This is a genomic window from Phenylobacterium sp. (genome assembly GCF_013911965.1).
In the GTDB taxonomy this organism is placed as follows: Bacteria; Pseudomonadota; Alphaproteobacteria; order Caulobacterales; family Caulobacteraceae; genus Phenylobacterium.
In genome coordinates this window covers 1-15,296 of sequence record NZ_JACESE010000016.1, presented here as the reverse complement: position 1 = coordinate 15,296, position 15,296 = coordinate 1, and the positions used below count along the sequence as shown (strand labels likewise).

13 protein-coding genes are annotated in these 15,296 nt (G+C 70.6%); 5 read left to right on the top strand and 8 right to left on the bottom strand.

Translation table 11 applies throughout. From position 1 onward, the window contains the following. Positions 1-24 precede the first annotated feature (24 nt). The 3 genes from H2041_RS15120 to H2041_RS15110 all read right to left on the bottom strand — a co-directional run bounded on the left by H2041_RS15120 (position 25) and on the right by H2041_RS15110 (position 2,819). Positions 25-480 (bottom strand): OsmC family protein, encoded by a 456-nt coding sequence (locus H2041_RS15120; RefSeq protein WP_293414046.1) that lies wholly within the window; start codon positions 478-480, stop codon positions 25-27. Continuing rightward, positions 480-2,267 carry an acyl-CoA dehydrogenase C-terminal domain-containing protein gene (locus tag H2041_RS15115; protein ID WP_293414044.1) on the bottom strand — a complete coding sequence of 596 codons (1,788 nt, stop codon included), beginning with the start codon at positions 2,265-2,267 and terminating at the stop codon, positions 480-482. Before H2041_RS15115 ends, H2041_RS15120 begins: the two co-directional genes overlap by 1 nt. A gap of 72 nt (positions 2,268-2,339) precedes the next feature. Further along, positions 2,340-2,819, bottom strand: coding sequence for a MerR family DNA-binding transcriptional regulator (locus H2041_RS15110; protein ID WP_293414042.1), 480 nt, complete (start codon positions 2,817-2,819; stop codon positions 2,340-2,342). 180 nt (positions 2,820-2,999) lie between these two features. Between H2041_RS15110 and H2041_RS15105 the strand changes: the two genes are divergently transcribed. Beyond that, positions 3,000-5,462: a zinc-dependent metalloprotease gene (locus H2041_RS15105; protein ID WP_293414040.1), complete on the top strand. Its 2,463-nt coding sequence runs from the start codon at positions 3,000-3,002 to the stop codon at positions 5,460-5,462. Positions 5,463-5,621: 159 nt separating this feature from the next. Here H2041_RS15105 and H2041_RS15100 read toward each other — a convergent pair whose 3' ends face one another. From H2041_RS15100 to H2041_RS15090, 3 genes are all read right to left on the bottom strand, one after another. Further along, the gene (locus H2041_RS15100) at positions 5,622-7,304 is read right to left on the bottom strand and encodes a lysine--tRNA ligase (protein ID WP_293414038.1); all 1,683 of its coding nucleotides are present in this window, start codon (positions 7,302-7,304) and stop codon (positions 5,622-5,624) included. Between the two features lie 65 nt (positions 7,305-7,369). Next, positions 7,370-7,795 carry a PaaI family thioesterase gene (locus tag H2041_RS15095; protein ID WP_293414036.1) on the bottom strand — a complete coding sequence of 142 codons (426 nt, stop codon included), beginning with the start codon at positions 7,793-7,795 and terminating at the stop codon, positions 7,370-7,372. Beyond that, entirely contained in the window at positions 7,783-8,250 is a 468-nt protein-coding gene (locus tag H2041_RS15090; RefSeq protein ID WP_293414034.1) for a PaaI family thioesterase, read from the bottom strand. Before H2041_RS15090 ends, H2041_RS15095 begins: the two co-directional genes overlap by 13 nt. A 394-nt stretch (positions 8,251-8,644) precedes the next feature. On the opposite strand from H2041_RS15090, the gene H2041_RS15085 reads away from it, so the two are divergent. Continuing rightward, positions 8,645-9,655, top strand: a complete 1,011-nt coding sequence (locus H2041_RS15085; protein WP_293414032.1) for a ligase-associated DNA damage response exonuclease — start codon at positions 8,645-8,647, stop codon at positions 9,653-9,655. An 8-nt stretch (positions 9,656-9,663) separates the two neighbouring features. On the opposite strand, the gene H2041_RS15080 is transcribed toward H2041_RS15085, so the two are convergent. Further along, entirely contained in the window at positions 9,664-9,930 is a 267-nt protein-coding gene (locus H2041_RS15080) for a DUF3892 domain-containing protein (protein WP_293414030.1), read from the bottom strand. Between the two features lie 84 nt (positions 9,931-10,014). On the opposite strand from H2041_RS15080, the gene H2041_RS15075 reads away from it, so the two are divergent. Next, positions 10,015-11,634 (top strand): cisplatin damage response ATP-dependent DNA ligase, encoded by a 1,620-nt coding sequence (locus H2041_RS15075; protein WP_293414028.1) that lies wholly within the window; start codon positions 10,015-10,017, stop codon positions 11,632-11,634. A 56-nt stretch (positions 11,635-11,690) separates the two neighbouring features. Here the strand turns inward: H2041_RS15075 and H2041_RS15070 are convergent, their stop codons facing one another. Beyond that, positions 11,691-12,221 (bottom strand): HAD family hydrolase, encoded by a 531-nt coding sequence (locus H2041_RS15070; RefSeq protein WP_293414026.1) that lies wholly within the window; start codon positions 12,219-12,221, stop codon positions 11,691-11,693. A 93-nt stretch (positions 12,222-12,314) separates the two neighbouring features. Between H2041_RS15070 and H2041_RS15065 the strand changes: the two genes are divergently transcribed. Together H2041_RS15065 and H2041_RS15060 are read left to right on the top strand one after the other, a co-directional pair. Then, positions 12,315-14,156 carry a dipeptide ABC transporter ATP-binding protein gene (locus H2041_RS15065; RefSeq protein WP_293414024.1) on the top strand — a complete coding sequence of 614 codons (1,842 nt, stop codon included), beginning with the start codon at positions 12,315-12,317 and terminating at the stop codon, positions 14,154-14,156. Between the two features lie 77 nt (positions 14,157-14,233). Then, positions 14,234-15,296, top strand: a 1,063-nt coding sequence (locus H2041_RS15060; protein ID WP_293414022.1) for a GNAT family N-acetyltransferase, incomplete at its 3' end; no start/stop codon positions are given.

The window sequence follows — 15,296 nt, the reverse complement described above, 5'->3', positions numbered from 1 at the left end:
CGCGCAAGGCTGCCGGTGATGCGCCTATGCCACCACCACCTCGGTCTTCACCGAGTTGGCGATGAAGCATTCCTCGTGCGCCTCGTGGTGCAGGCGCTCGAGCGTCTCGGCGTCGGGGGCCGCGCCGGACCATTCGATCTTCGGACGCAGGGTGACCTTGGTCACCGCCTGACGGCCGGGCGCGATCTCGCTCATCACGCCCTCGGCCTCGTCCGCATAGGCGCTGACCGCAAAGCCCGCGAGGCGGGCCCGGTGCAGGAAGGTCAGCATGTGGCAGGCCGAGAGGGAGGCCACGAGCATCTGCTCGGGATCCACCGCCCCGGCCACCGACCACTTGTTGCCGACCACGTGGGGCGAGGCCGTGCCCGCCACCTTGGTTCCGCCGTCGAAGGCGAGGTCGTGGCCGCGGCTGTAGCGGCCGGCGAGGAAGTCCTCGCCCTCGGTCAGCCGCCAGTCCACGGTCGCACGATAGGTCGCCATCAGAAGGCCTCGGCCGGCAGGCTCATCAGGGTGTCGGCGCCGGCCTTCAGCTTGGCCAGATGGGCCGAGGTCTCCGGCAGGATGCGCTCGGCGTAGTAGCGGGCGAGCGTCAGCTTGGTCGCATAGAAGGCGTCCGTTTCGCCGGCCGCGATCCTGGCCTGCGCGGCCTGGGCCATCATCGCCCACATGTAGGCGAGCGCGGTGAGGCCGAAGAGGTGCATGTAGTCGGTCGAGGCCGCGCCCGCGTTGTCCGGATTGGCCAGGCCGTTGGCCATCAGCCACATGGTGGCGTCCTGCAGCTCTTCCTTGGCCTTGGCGAGGCCTGCGATGATCGGCGCCAGCGCCTTGTCGTCCTCGTGGGCGGCCACATAGGCGTCGATCTCGGCGAAGAAGCCCATGACGCCGCGGCCGCCATCGGCGGCGAGCTTGCGGCCCACCAGGTCCAGCGCCTGGACGCCGTTGGTGCCTTCGTAGATCAGGGCGATGCGGCAGTCGCGCAGGTACTGGCTGACCGGGAAGTGCTCGGTGAAGCCCGAGCCGCCGTGGACCTGCATGGCGTCGGAGCAGACCTTGAAGCCCCGGTCGGTGAGGAAACCCTTCACCACCGGCGTCATCAGGGCCATGTAGTCCGAACCCTTCTGGCGCACCGCCTCGTCCGGGCTGCCATGCGCCAGGTCACCGTGCAGGGCGGTCCAGAACAGGAAGGCGCGGCCGCCCTCGATGATGACGCGGCTGTCCATCAGCATGCGGCGCACGTCAGGATGGACGATGATCGGGTCGGCCGGGCCGTCGGGGTTCTTCGGCCCCGTGAGCGAGCGGCCCTGCAGCCGCTCCTTGGCGAATTGGGCGGCGGCCTGGTAGGCGGCCTCGGCCTGGGCGATGCCCTGCAGGCCCACGCCGATGCGGGCCTCGTTCATCATCACGAACATCAGGCGCAGGCCCTGGTTCTCCTCGCCCACGAGCCAACCCTGCGACTCCTCGTGCTGGATCACGCAGGTGGCGTTGCCGTGGATGCCCATCTTCTCTTCCAGGCCGGCGCAGAAGACGCTGTTGCGCGCGCCCGGCTTGCCGTCGGCGTCGGGAATGAACTTGGGCACGATGAACAGGCTGATGCCGCGCGTGCCGGCGGGCGCGCCCTCGACCCTGGCCAGGACCAGATGGACGATGTTGTCGGCCATGTCGTGCTCGCCGCCCGAGATCCAGATCTTCTGGCCGGTGATGCGGTAGGAGCCGTCGGCTTGCGGGACCGCCTTGGTGCGCAGCAGGCCAAGATCGGTGCCGCAGTGCGGCTCGGTCAGGTTCATGGTCCCGCACCACTCGCCCGAGGCGAGCTTGGGCAGGTAGAGCGCCTTCTGTTCGGGCGAGCCGCCGTTCAGGATCGCCGAATAGGCCCCGTGCGTCAGGCCCGGATACATGGAGAACGCCATGTTGGCCGAGGAGGACATCTCCGAGAAGGCGAGGTTGACCACGTGCGGCAGGCCCTGGCCGCCGAACTCCGTCTCCGAACCCAGGGCCGGCCAGCCGCCTTCGACCAGGGCCTTGTAGGCCGCCTTGAAGCCGTCCGGCGTGGTCACCGTGTTGTCCGGACGCCAGGTGCAGCCCTGCTTGTCGCCGACGCTGTTCAGGGGCGCCAGCACCTCGCTGGTGAAGCGGCCCGCCTCCTCGACGATCTGAGCCACCGTGTCCATCGACGCCTCCGCAAAACCCGGCAGATCGCCGTAGCGGCCGATGCCGAGGACGTCGCGCAGCAGGAAGAGGTGGTCGGCGACAGGCGGCTTGTAGGGCATGGAAACTCCAGCGAAAGGCGTCGGGCCGGCGGTCCGGCCCGACGCAATCAGGTGTCTGAACGAGGCGGGGCCTTACTTGGCGCCCACATGCTCCAGGCCGTCGAGGCGCTGGCGCAGCATCTGGTCGTAGTCGGCGGCGCGCGGCAGCAGGTCGGGCCGGGTGGCGGCCAGCTTCTGCTCCAGGTTGTCGCAGCCGGTCTTCAGTTCGTTGATGGCCCGGTCGATGTCCTCGCGCTGGGATTCCAGGGCCAGGATGCGTTCCTTGAACTTGCGCAGCGACTTGGCCATCTGGGCCGCGCCGCCGTCGTCCAGGTCGTAGAGGTCGAGGATCTCGCCGATCTCGGCCAGAGACAGGCCCACGCGCTTGCCCTGCAGGATCAGCTTCAGGCGGGCGCGGTCCTTGTAGGAATAGACCCGGTTCATGCCGTCGCGGGCGGGGGCGAGCAGACCCTTGTCCTCATAGAAGCGCAGGGCGCGCGGCGTGCATTTGAACTCCAGGCAGAGCTGGCGGATCGTATAGGTGCGTTGCGGGCGGCGCAGGTCGGTGGGCATGGTGGGCGTCTCCGGTTTGGGCCTGTTTTCGGCGTCCTGATTTTGGCTGACGATGTAAGTGGCATCTTACGTCAACGTCAAGGCAACCGCAGGTTTGGCGGCCCTTCCAGCGCCGCGGGCATGGACGCCGCCGCGCGGCGCCGCCTAGGCTGGCCGCGGTTCTGATCGGGGGGCGTACAGGTGTTCCGGAATTCTCTCTTCGCGGCTGCTGCGGCGGCGGCTGTCCTCGTCTGCGCGCCGGCTCCGAGCCTCGCCGCGCCCCAGCCGATGGCCCAGGCTGTGGCCGGCCTGCAGCGCCTGGACGGCCTCATTCCCCTCTATGTCGACGCCGAGAAGGGCCGCGTTCTGATGCTGCTGCCGCCGCCCGACGCCAACGGCGTCAGCGGCCGCTACATCCATATGGCCTCGCTGCGCACGGGGCTGGGCTCGGCGCCCATCGGCCTCGACCGCGGACGGGTGGAGCCGGGCCGCATCCTCGCCTTCCGCCGGATGGGCGGCAAGGTCGTGGCCGAGTACGAGAACCACCGCTTCCGCGCCGAAGGCGCCCCGCCCGAGGAGCAGGCCGCCGCGCGAGAGGCCTTCGCGCCCTCCACCGTCTGGGCCGGCGACATCGTCTCCACCGACGCGGCCGGGCGGATCCTGATCGACATTTCCAGCTTCCTCACCGCCGACGCCAACGGCGTGACCAAGGCCCTGGAGGCCGCCGGCGAGAAGGGCTGGCGCCAGGTCGCCGACCTCACCCTCGTGGACGCCGCCGCGGCCAGGGCCTTCCCTGAAAATGTGGAACTGGAGGCGCGCCAGACCTTCGCCTCCGACGAGCCGGGCGACGAGGTCGCCAACATCGCCCCCGAGGCCGGGCGCTTCACCGTGGCGGTGCGCCATTCCTTCGTGAAGCTGCCCGAGCCCGGCTACCAGCCGCTGGCCTTCGATCCGCGCGGCGGCTCCTTCTCGCAGCTCCACCTGGATTTCGCCGCCCCGCTCGGCCAGCCGATCGTCGAACAGACGGCCGTCCGCTTCCGCCTGGAGAAGACCGATCCGACGGCGGCGGTCTCGACGGTGAAGAAGCCCATCGTCTTCTACATGGACCGCGGCGCGCCCGAGCCGATCCGCAGCGCCCTGATGGAGGGGGCCGGCTGGTGGGCCCAGGCCTTCGAGGCCGCCGGCTACAAGGACGCCTTCCGCGTCGAACTGTTGCCCGAGGGCGCCGATCCGCTGGACGTGCGCTACAGCATGATCAACTGGGCCGACCGGGCGACCCGCGGCTGGTCCTACGGCCAGGCGGTGACCGATCCCCGCACGGGCGAGATCCTGAAGGGCTCGGTGGTGCTGGGCGCCCTGCGCGTGCGCCAGGACATGCTGATCTTCGAAGGCCTGGTCGGCGCCGACAAGGTCGGGACCGGCGGCGGAAATGATCCCGCCCAGGCCGCGCTCGCCCGCCTGCGCCAGCTGGGCGCCCACGAGGTGGGCCATTCGCTCGGCCTCTCCCACAACTTCGCCGCCAGCACCCAGGGGCGCGCCAGCGTCATGGACTATCCGCCGCCGCGCATTCTGCTGAAGGACGGCCGCATCGACCTCTCCGACGCCTACGCCGTGGGCATCGGCGACTGGGACAAGCTCTCCATCGCCTGGCTGTACGGGCCCGGCGGCGAGGCGGGGCAGGCCCTGCTGAACCAGAACGCCAAGGGCGGCCTGCGCTACATCTCCGACGCCGATGCGCGGGGCCTGGCGGTCGGCCAACCCTGGGCCAGCCTGTGGGACGACGGGGCCGATCCGGCCGCCGAGCTTTCGCGCATGATGGCGGTGCGCCGCGTGGCGCTGTCCAACTTCGGCCTGGCCGCCCTGCACCCGGGCGAGCCGGTCTCCATGCTGCGGCGCAAGTACGTGCCGATCTTCCTGCTGCACCGCTATCAGATCGAGGCGGCCGGCAAGCTGGTCGGCGGCGTGGACTACGCCTATTCGGTCATCGGCGACGGGACCGAGGCCTCGCCCCCCGTCCCGGCGGCGGCCCAGCGGCAGGCGGTGTCGGCCCTGCTGGCGACGCTGGAGCCTGCGGCGCTCACCACGCCCGCCGGCCTCCTGCCGCTGCTGTCGGCCGGCCAGGAAGGCGCCTGGGACCGGCAGACGGAGATCGAGGTTTTCCCGACCCTGGGCGGCCCGGTCTTCGACAATCTCGCCGCCGCCGAGACGGCCGCGGGCCTCACCCTCGACGTCCTGCTGAACCCCAAGCGCCTGGCGCGCCTGGTGGAGCAGAACCGCCTCGATCCGGCCCTGCCCGGCGGGGCCGAGGTGCTGAACGCCCTGGTCGATCAGGTCTTCAACAACCCGGCCGAGGCCGCCCTCCTGCCGGTGGCCCACCGCACCCAGGCCCGCGCGGTGCTCGATCTCGGCCGGCTGGCCGGCGAGCCCGAGACCCCGCCGGCGGTGGCGGCGCTCGCCCTGGCGGCGCTGGACCGTGCGGCCGCCAAGCTCGCGGGCCGCAGCGGCGACGCCGTCACCCGCGCCCACCGCGAGCGGCTGATCGCCCTGATCGAGGATCCCGAGGAGCTCCGCCGCCTCGCCAAGGCCAAGGAGACCCGCCCCGAAGCGCCTCCGGGCATGCCCATCGGCGCCGGCGGCTGGATCGACGGCGACTGGGGATCGTAAGGCGGAGAGGCCGCTGACCCCCTCCGGCCCTCCGGGCCACCTCCCCCTGAAGAAGGGGGAGGATCTGCTCAGCAGTTTTGAGGGACCCCGTGCGAAGACGCTCCCCCTTCCAGGGGGAGCTGTCGCGAAGCGACTGAGGGAGTCTGCGGCCGCTCCGCCTCAGCCCTTCACCAGGTCCCCGGCGAGCGCCCTGTCGATCAGCTCCAGGGTCCGCTCGATCCCGAAGATGGCCACGAAGGAGCCGAAGCGGGGGCCCTGGCTCTGGCCGAGCAGGACTTCGTATAGGGCCTGGAACCAGGCGCGCAGGGGCTCGAAGCCGCCCGCCTTGCCCGCCTCGAACACCTCGTTCTGGATCGCCTCGGCGTCGGCGCCGGCCGGCAGGGCCCGCAGCCGCGCGGCCAGGTCCTCGATCGCCGCCCGCTCCTGGTCGGTCGGCGCGCGGAAGGCCTTCGTGGGCTTCACGAAGTCCTCGTAATAGTTCAGCGCATAGCCGACGAGCTTGGCCAGCAGGGGCTCGCTCTGTGGCGTCGCGCCGGGGATGTAGCGGCTGATGAAGGCCCACAGGATGTCGGCCGTCGAAGCGTCGGCCGCCGAGACGAGGTTGAGCAGCAGGGAGAAGCTGACCGGCGAGCCCTTCTCCGGCGGATCGCCGCGGTGGACGTGCCAGGCCGGATTGTCGAGCTGGGCGGCGTCGTCGCCCTCGGCCCGCTTGCGGTTGAGCGCATCCAGCTGCTGCAGATACTCGTCCGTCGCCTTGGGAATGACGTCGAAATAGAGTCGCTTGGCCGACTTCGGCGACTGGTACATGTAGTAGGCGAGGCTTTCGGGCGCGCCGTAGCGCAGCCATTCCTCGATGGTCAGGCCGTTGCCCTTGGACTTCGAGATCTTCTGGTTGTTCTCGTCCATGAAGAGTTCGAAGTGGAAGGCCTCGGGCGGCGTGCCGCCGAGCGCCTGGCAGACCTTGTTGGAGACCCGCACGGAATCCACCAAGTCCTTGCCCGAGGCCTCGAAGTCGACCTCCAGCGCCGTCCAGCGGGCGGCCCAGTCGGGGCGCCACTGCAGCTTCACATGGCCGCCGGTGACGGGGACCTCGGTCCGCGTCCCGTCCTCGTCCGCAAAGACGATGGTTCCCTTCTCGAGATTGCGCTCCAGCGTCGGGACCTGCAGCACCTTGCCGGTCTTGGGGCTGATGGGCAGGAAGGGCGAATAGGTGGCGCGCCGCTCCTCGCCCAGGGTCGGCAGCATGATCGCCTGAATCTTGTCGAAGCGCTCCAGGACGCGCAGCAGCACCGCGTCGAACCGGCCCGAGGTGTAGCAGTCGGTGGCCGACATGAAGGTGTAGTCGAAGCCGAAGCCGTCCAGGAAGGCGCGCAGGCGGGCGTTGTTGTGGTGGCCGAAGCTCTCGTGCTCGCCGAAGGGATCGCGCACGCGGGTGACCGGCTTGTCGCGATCCTCCTCCAGCATCTGCCGGTTGGGCACGTTGTCGGGGATCTTCCGCAGGCCGTCCATGTCGTCGGAGAAGACGATCAGCGTGGTCGGGATGGCGTCGGCCGTCAGCGCCCGGAAGGCGGTGCGCACGATGGTCGGCCGCGTCGCCTCGCCGAAGGTGCCCAGGTGTGGCAGGCCGCTGGCGCCGTAGCCGCACTGGAAGACGACGGGCTTGGCGAGCGCCGGGAAGGTGGCGACGGCCTCCGCCGCCTTGCCCTCGTGGATCAGGCTTGAAGCCAGGTCGCGCTCGGCGTCGGAAAGACGCAGGCGCAGGATGCGGGCGAGGATGAGGCGGGCCTGTTCGAAGGGCCAGCTCTTGGCCCCCTGGGCCTGATGGGAGAGTCCGGACAGCATGGTCCGAGGCGGTAGCGCGCCGCCGCCGGCGCCTCAAGCGGCATTTGTCGCGGGGGTTGCCGCCCTCAGCCCTCGCCCTGCATCAGGAAGTGGCCGCGGATGGCGGCGACGGGCTTGGCGCGGGCCTCTTGCCAGGCTTCCACGTGGACGGAAGAGATGCGCCGCCCGGCCTTCTTCACCTCGGCGCGGGCATAGGTGGCCATGGCCCGGCCCGGCCGGAGATAGTCGATGGTCACGTCGATGGTCTTGGCCGGCCGCGGCTGTCCGGTGAGCACGGCCAGCTGGGCGAGCGCCGTCATCTCCATGAAGGCGCCCAGCACCCCGCCGTGCAGGGCGGGCAGCAGGGTGTTGCCGATCAGGTGCGGCGAGAACGGCAGGACGGCCGTCATCTCGTCGCCGGCCAGCTCGGCCTTCATGCCCAGAAAGGCGACGTAGGGCGTGCGCGCCAGGAAGGCGGCCAGCCGCTCGGCGGGCAGGTTCACCTCCCCCATGCGGCGCCTCCTTCCCGCAGGGCGAAGGCGGCCTGGGCGGTGGCCACCGGATCGTCCGGATCGCCGTCATGGGCCTGGGCGCGGACGAAGGCGATGGTGCGGGTGAGCTTGTAGCAATGGCCCTCGGCCACCAGGTCGGCGCGGGCCCGGGCCGGGCGCATATAGTCGATGCGCAGGTCGAGCGTGCCCTGGGGCACGGCCTCGGCGGCCCGGATGGACAGGCCGCAGACATGGTCGAGAAGGGTGGTGACGACGCCCGAGGCGATCACCTGGGTCTCCGGATCGCCCACCAGTTCGGCGCGCCAGGGCGCGCGGATGGCGCCGCGTCCGGGGCTGACGGAGAGGAACTGAAAGCCGAGGGCCTCGGTCTGCGGCGTGCGCATCACCATCTGGCGGGCGGCGTCCTCGTCGAGGGCGCCGCTCATGGCTTGGAAGAAGTCGGGGGGCTCGGCCATGGCCTAAGCCCCTAAACAGGCGCCGTCGCGGCGGTCAACGAAAAGCGAAGCTCGGGCGTTTGGGGAAGGAGCGGGGGGCGGGGCCCCGCCGCTCATCAGAACAGCGGCAGGGCGTTGGTGTAGGCGGCCAGGGCGAGGGCCAGGACGGGCGTGGCGGCCAGGGCGAGGTTGGCGAAGCCGAGGACGGGGAGGCGGGTCATGTCGGTGTCTCTTTCGGGTCTGATGTGGTGGAGCGCGTCGCCGCGTTCCGATGACCGTGTGTATAGTTCCGACATCTCCGGAATGCTTGTTAAGTCTTGGTCATGAGCTCGATTTCACAATATGAATACTGTGTAATGAAGTGGACGGTTCGTAATGTGGCGCGCGGACGCGCCTGGGCCCATCTGAGATGGCCATGATCAAGCCGCAGGACCTGCTCTGCCCCAAGCCCGAGGGCCTCTACTGCGCGCCGGGCGACTTCTACATCGACCCCGTCCGGCCGGTGGACCGGGCGGTGATCACCCACGGCCATTCCGACCACGCCCGCGCCGGCCATGGCGCCGTGCTGGCCACGCCGGAGACCCTGGCCATCATGGGCGAGCGCTACGGCGAAGGCTTCGCCCGCGCCCGCCAGCCGGCGGCCTACGGCCAGAGCGTGGCCCGCGACGACGTGGAGGTGACGCTGGTCCCCGCCGGGCACGTCCTGGGCTCGGCCCAGGCGGTGGTCCGGTGGAAGGGCCTGACCATGGTGGTCTCCGGCGACTACAAGCGACGGCGCGATCCCACCTGCGCAGGCTTCGAGCCCGTTCCCTGCGACGTCTTCATCTCGGAGGCGACCTTCGGCCTGCCGGTCTTCCGCCATCCCGACGACAGGGAGGAGATCGCCCGCCTTCTGCGCTCGGTCGCCCAGTTCCCTGAGCGGACGCACATGGTCGGGGCCTATGCGCTCGGAAAAGCGCAGCGGGTCATCGCCCTGCTGCGGGAGGCCGGCTGGGACCAGCCCATCTACGTCCATGGCGCGCTCGAGCGGCTGAACCGGCTCTACGAGGCCCACGGGATCGACTTGGGCGAGCTTCGTCCGGCGACGACGGAGAAGAAGCAGGATTTCGCCGGGACCATCGTCATCGGCCCGCCCTCGGCGCTGGCCGACCGCTGGGGCCGCCGCTTCGCCGATCCGGTGCTGGCCTTCGCCTCGGGCTGGATGCGGGTGCGGGCCCGCGCCCGCCAGCGGGGCGTGGAGCTGCCGCTGATCATCTCCGACCACGCCGACTGGGACGAACTGACCGCGACGGTGGACGAGATCCGTCCTGGCGAACTCTGGATCACCCATGGCCGGGAGGAGGCGCTGGCCCGCTGGGCCGAGCTGCACGGAATCCCGGCCCGGGCGCTCGCCCTGGTGGGCTATGAAGAGGAGGAGGGCGAGTGAGGCGTCCTCTAGATGCACATGGGCAGCTTCAGGAGCGCGTCGTTCCACTGCCCCTGGGCGTAGGCGCGCAGATACTTGCCGTTCGGGCCGTTCAGCACGCCGATCTCCGCCCGCTCGCCGCCCGCCATCAGGTGGAAGGTGTCCCTGCGCCCCTCGATGGCGGCGATCATCTCGGCCTTGGTCTTCTTCCAGCCGTGGCCGCCCAGGTGGGTGATCCCTTCGTGCGGGTTCTTGCGCGGCTGGCGCACGGCGCAGGTGACCTGGACATCGGCCATGGGCGGGGCTCCTCCGGGGCTCGGGACCTCTTCGGCTATAGCCGCGTGCGCGCGCCTTGCCGAGCGGGAGGCGCCTGACCTTCCATGCGCGCCTTCGCCGACCTGCTCGACCGCCTGTCCTACACCGCCTCGCGCAACGCCAAGCTGACCCTGGTGCGCGACTATCTGGGCAAGACGCCCGACCCCGACCGCGGCTGGGCTCTGGCGGCGCTGACCGGCGACCTCGCCTTTTCCGCGGCCAAGCCGGCCTTCATCCGCAAGGCGGTGGAGGCGCGGATGGACGCCACCCTCTTCCGCTGGTCCTACGACTATGTCGGCGACCTGGCCGAGACCGTGGCCCTGGTCTGGCCGCAGCGCCCCGGCGCCAACCGCGAGCCGGAGCTTTCGGAGGTGGTCGACGCCCTGCGCGGGGCCAGCCGGGCCGAGGTGCAGCGGCTGATCGAAGGCTGGCTGGACGCCCTGGAGCCCACCTCGCGCTGGGCGCTGCTCAAGCTGATGACCGGCGGCCTGCGGGTCGGCGTGTCGGCGCGGCTGGCCAAACAGGCCTGCGCCGACCTGGGCGGGGTGGAGATCGCCCAGATCGAGGAGGTCTGGCACGCCCTGCACGCGCCCTACGAGGACCTGTTCGCCTGGCTGGAGGGCCATGGCGAGCGGCCCTCTCCCGACGCGCCGGGGCGCTTCCGGCCGGTCATGCTGGCCCAGGCGATCGACGAGGCGGTCGATTTCGCCAGGCTCGATCCGGCGGACTATGTCGCCGAGTGGAAATGGGACGGCATCCGCATCCAGGCGGTCAGCGAGGCGGGGGTGAAGCGGCTCTACAGCCGCACGGGCGACGACATCTCGGCGGTCTTTCCCGACGTGGTCGCGGCGCTGGACTTCGAAGGCGCCCTGGACGGCGAACTGCTCGTCCGGCGCGAGGGCGTGGTCGCCCCCTTCGGCGACCTGCAGCAGCGGCTGAACCGAAAGACGGTCGATGCAAAGATGCTGCGCGGCTTCCCCGCCGGCGTCCGGGCCTACGATCTGCTGGCGCTGGACGGCGAGGACCTGCGGACGTTCTCCTTCGTCGAGCGCCGGGCGCGGCTGGAGGCGCTGATCGGCCGCCTGCGATCGGACCGCATCGACCTGTCGCCCCTGCAGCCCTTCGAGAGCTGGGGCGAGCTCGCCGACCTGCGCGCGAACCCGCCGGCGGGCGATCCGCAGATCGCCGAGGGGCTGATGCTCAAGGAAAAGACCTCGATCTACGAGGCCGGACGGCCCAAGGGCCCCTGGTTCAAGTGGAAGCGCGACCCGTTCCTGATCGATGCGGTGCTGATGTACGCCCAGCGGGGCCACGGCAAGCGCTCCAGCTTCTACTCCGACTACACCTTCGGCGTCTGGACGCAGGCTCCGGACGGCGGGCGGATGCTCACCCCGGTCGGCAAGGCCTATTTCGGCTTCACCGACGAGGAGCTGAAGGAGATCGACAAGTTCGTCCGCGACAACACCATCGAACGCTTCGGACCGGTCCGTTCGGTGCGCGCCGAGCCGCACAAGGGGCTGGTGTTCGAGGTGGCGTTCGAGGGCCTGCAGCGCTCCACCCGCCATAAGTCCGGGGTCGCCATGCGCTTCCCCCGCATCAGCCGCATCCGCTGGGACAAGCCGCCGGGCGAGGCCGACGAACTGCCGACGCTGGAACGCATGCTGGAGAAGATGGAGGGGCGTTAGCCCCTCATCCTGGAGGCGCGAGCAAGGCGAGCCTTGGGGAGCGCAGCTTTCCGCTCCTAGGGCAGCAGGCCCAGCCCCTCGAGGAAGGCCCGCAGATCGCCGCCCTCGAACAGGTGGCCGCGCACGCCGGCGCGGCGGGCGGCTTCCATGTCGCCGGGCTTGTCGCCGATCATGAAGGAGGCCTCACGGTCGACCGGCCACTCGTCCATGGCCCGCAGCAACATGCCGGGATTGGGCTTGCGGTCGGGCGGATCGGGATGGCGGAACCGCGCCTCCGCCGCCTCCGGATGATGGGGGCACCAGTAGAAGGCGTCGATCCGGGCGCCCGCCTCCGCCAGGGCCTCGCCCATGCGGGCGTGCAGGGCGTGCATGTCGTCCTCGGTGTAGTAGCCCCGGCCGATGCCCGACTGGTTGGTGACCACGAAGACCCACCAGCCGGCGCGGTTGAAGGCGGCGACCACCTCGCGCGCGCCCTCGACCCAGGCGAAGTCCTCCCAGCGCGAGACATAGCCGTGATCGAGGTTCAGCACCCCGTCGCGGTCGAGAAAGAGGGCGGGACGCGTCGGCTTCTCGGCGGAAACGGGCATGGTCTGGCTCGAAGGGCGGCTTGGGCGGCGCGGTTGTTTCACAAGGCGGGCCGCGAGGTCTATGGTCGACCGCTCAATTTCCGGAGTCCGCCCTTGTCCGCGTCTGAAGCCGCCCCGCCCGTCCTGGCGATCGATGATCTGAAGGTCACCTTCGACACCCATGACGGTCCGGTCCCGGCGGTTCGGGGCGTCTCCCTGAAGGTCGCCCGGGGCGAGACGCTGGGCGTGGTCGGCGAAAGCGGCTCGGGCAAGAGCCAGACCTTCATGACGGTCATGGGCCTCCTGGCCCAGAACGGCCGGGCGACGGGCTCGGTCCGCTTCCAGGGCCAGGAGATCCTGGGCCTGAAGCCCCGCGCTCTCAACCGCATCCGCGGCTCGAAGATGACCATGATCTTCCAGGATCCGCTGACGGCGCTGACCCCGCACGTGCGGATCGGCGAGCAGATCGCCGAACCCCTGCGCCTGCATCTGGGCCTGTCCCAGGCCGACGCCATGGCCCGCGCCCGCCAGTGGCTCGACCATGTCCGCATCCCCGACGCCGCGCGCCGGCTGAAGCAGTATCCGCACGAACTGTCCGGCGGCATGCGCCAGCGGGTGATGATCGCCCAGGCCATGGCCGGCGGGCCCGAGCTGCTCATCGCCGACGAGCCGACCACGGCGCTCGACGTGACGGTGCAGGCCGAGATCCTCGACCTGATGGCCGAGCTGGGCCGCGAGACGGGCACGGCCATGGTGCTGATCACCCACGACATGGGCGTCATCGCCCGCCTGGCCGACCGCGTCTGCGTGATGAAGGACGGCCAGTATGTGGAGGAAGGCCCGGTGCGCGAGATCTTCGCCGCGCCGAAGACCGACTATACCCGCGACCTGCTCGAGGCCATTCCGCGCCTGGACCGCGCCGACCGCGGCGGCCGGCCGACGATCGCGCCCGTGCCCGATGACGCGCCGGTGATCGTGGCGGCCAAGGACATGAAGGTCTGGTTCCCCATCCGCCAGGGCCTGTTCGGCGGCGAGCGCCAGCTGCGGGCGGTGGACGGCGTCTCCTTCGAGGTCCGCCAGGGCGAGACCCTGGGCGTCGTCGGCGAGAGCGGCTGCGGCAAGTCCACCCTGTCGCGCGCCGTGCTCAACCTGATCAAGCCGACGGACGGCGCGGTGACCCTGATGGGCCGGGGCATCACCCATGCCGAGCGCGAGACCCTGCGGGCGGCGCGCAAGGACATGCAGATCGTCTTCCAGGACCCGCTGGCCAGCCTCGATCCGCGCATGACCATCGGCGATTCCATCGCCGAGCCGCTGAAGATCTTCCGCCCCGGCATGGGCCGCGACGAACGGGACGGCGAAGTGCGGGCCATGATGGTGCGCGCCGGCCTCGCGCCCGAACTGATCAACCGCTACCCGCACGAGCTGTCGGGCGGCCAGAACCAGCGCGTGGGCATCGCCCGGGCCATGATCCTGAAGCCCAGGCTGGTCATCTGCGACGAGGCCGTGTCGGCCCTGGACGTCTCCATCCGCGCCCAGATCATCGACCTTCTGATCGAGCTGCAGAAGGAGATGGGCCTGGCCATGATCTTCATCAGCCACGACCTGGCCGTGGTGCGCGAGATCAGCCACCGGGTCATGGTGCTCTATCTCGGCCGGGTGATGGAGATGGCCGAGCGCGACAGGCTCTATTCCGACCCGCAGCACCCCTACACCCAGGCCCTGCTGTCGGCCGCGCCGATCCCCGACCCCGACTACGAGCGCAGCCGCAAGCGCCTGAAGCTGACGGGCGAGCCGCCCAGCCCGCTCGATCCCGGCGCCGCCCTGCGCTTCCTGCCCTCCAAGGTGACGGTCGATCCGACGGCCCCGATCTACATCCCCCGCCTGACCGAGGTGGCGCCCGGCCATCTGGTCTCGGAGTTCGACCCGGACTGGGAGCGCCACGGCGCAGCCTGAGCCGGCCGGCAACCTGCCGGAAACTCTTCGGCGCGTAGGCTGGCGACGTCTCAACCTGTTCGAGCATCATCGCGCCCATGTCCGCCTTGCAGATCGAGGTCGTCCGTCCGCAGGACCTGACGCCTGCGCGGCTGGAGCGCTGGGCGCAGCTGCAGGCCCAGCAGGACGTCGTCTTCGACAGCCCCTTCCTCTCGCCCCACTGGGCCCGCGCGGTCGACCGCGCCCAGGGCCGCGACGGCGTGCGGGTGGCGGTGCTGCGCCGCGAGGGCGCCGATGTGGGCTTCATGGCCCTGCAGGGCGCCGGCGTCACCGCCCTGCCGGCGGGCGCGCCCATGTGCGACTATCAGGGCCTGGTGGCTGAGGCCGGGGTCACCGTCGCCCCGCGCGAGATCGTCGCCGCCCTGGGCGTGCAGCGGTTCGACTTCTGCCACATGCTGGAGGCCAGCGCCCCCTTCGCCCCCTTCGCCCGCGGACACATGGCCTCCCACGTCGTTGATATCGGCGGGAGCTACGAGGCCTACGCCGCCGAACGGCGCGCGGCCGGGGTCGGTCTGCTGAAGGATTGCGACAAGAAGCGGCGCAAGGCCGAGCGCGAGCTGGGACCTGTCCGCTTCACCGCCTTCAGCCGTGCGGCCGCCGATTTCGACCAGCTGATCGCCTGGAAACGGGCCCAGCTGCGCGCCACCCACCAGTCGGACATCTTCGCCCCCGGCTGGACCCAGCGCCTGGTGCGCGATCTCTTCGCCAGCCGCGATCCGGAGTTCGGCGGCACGCTCTTCACCCTGCATTTCGGCGAGCGCCTGGCGGCGGCCCATCTGCACCTGCGCGGCCGGCGCACCATCCACGGCTGGCTGATCGCCCACGATCCCGAGGCGGAGCGCTATTCGCCGGGCCTGCTTCTCTTCCAGGACATCCTGCGCTGGATGGAGACGACGCCCTATCACCGCCTGGATCTCGGCCCCGGCGACTACCGGTTCAAGCGCGAGCTGGCCAACACCGAAGTGTCGGTGGGCCACGGCTTCGTCGGCGTCTTCTCCCCCGCCACCCTGGTTCGCCGCGCCGCCTACGGCCTGCGTCAGGCTGCGGAGTCCCTGCCGCTGGGCGACCTGTCGCAACTGCCCGGCAAGGCCATGCGGCGCA

Excerpts from the sequence above, each read along its gene's own strand:
- H2041_RS15120 (WP_293414046.1), bottom strand. The coding sequence starts at position 480 with ATGGCGACCTATCGTGCGACCGTGGACTGGCGGCTGACCGAGGGCGAG.
- H2041_RS15115 (WP_293414044.1), bottom strand. The coding sequence starts at position 2,267 with ATGCCCTACAAGCCGCCTGTCGCCGACCACCTCTTCCTGCTGCGCGAC.
- H2041_RS15110 (WP_293414042.1), bottom strand. The coding sequence starts at position 2,819 with ATGCCCACCGACCTGCGCCGCCCGCAACGCACCTATACGATCCGCCAG.
- H2041_RS15100 (WP_293414038.1), bottom strand. The coding sequence starts at position 7,304 with ATGCTGTCCGGACTCTCCCATCAGGCCCAGGGGGCCAAGAGCTGGCCC.
- H2041_RS15095 (WP_293414036.1), bottom strand. The coding sequence starts at position 7,795 with ATGGGGGAGGTGAACCTGCCCGCCGAGCGGCTGGCCGCCTTCCTGGCG.
- H2041_RS15090 (WP_293414034.1), bottom strand. The coding sequence starts at position 8,250 with ATGGCCGAGCCCCCCGACTTCTTCCAAGCCATGAGCGGCGCCCTCGAC.
- H2041_RS15085 (WP_293414032.1), top strand. The coding sequence starts at position 8,645 with ATGATCAAGCCGCAGGACCTGCTCTGCCCCAAGCCCGAGGGCCTCTAC.
- H2041_RS15080 (WP_293414030.1), bottom strand. The coding sequence starts at position 9,930 with ATGGCCGATGTCCAGGTCACCTGCGCCGTGCGCCAGCCGCGCAAGAAC.
- H2041_RS15075 (WP_293414028.1), top strand. The coding sequence starts at position 10,015 with ATGCGCGCCTTCGCCGACCTGCTCGACCGCCTGTCCTACACCGCCTCG.
- H2041_RS15070 (WP_293414026.1), bottom strand. The coding sequence starts at position 12,221 with ATGCCCGTTTCCGCCGAGAAGCCGACGCGTCCCGCCCTCTTTCTCGAC.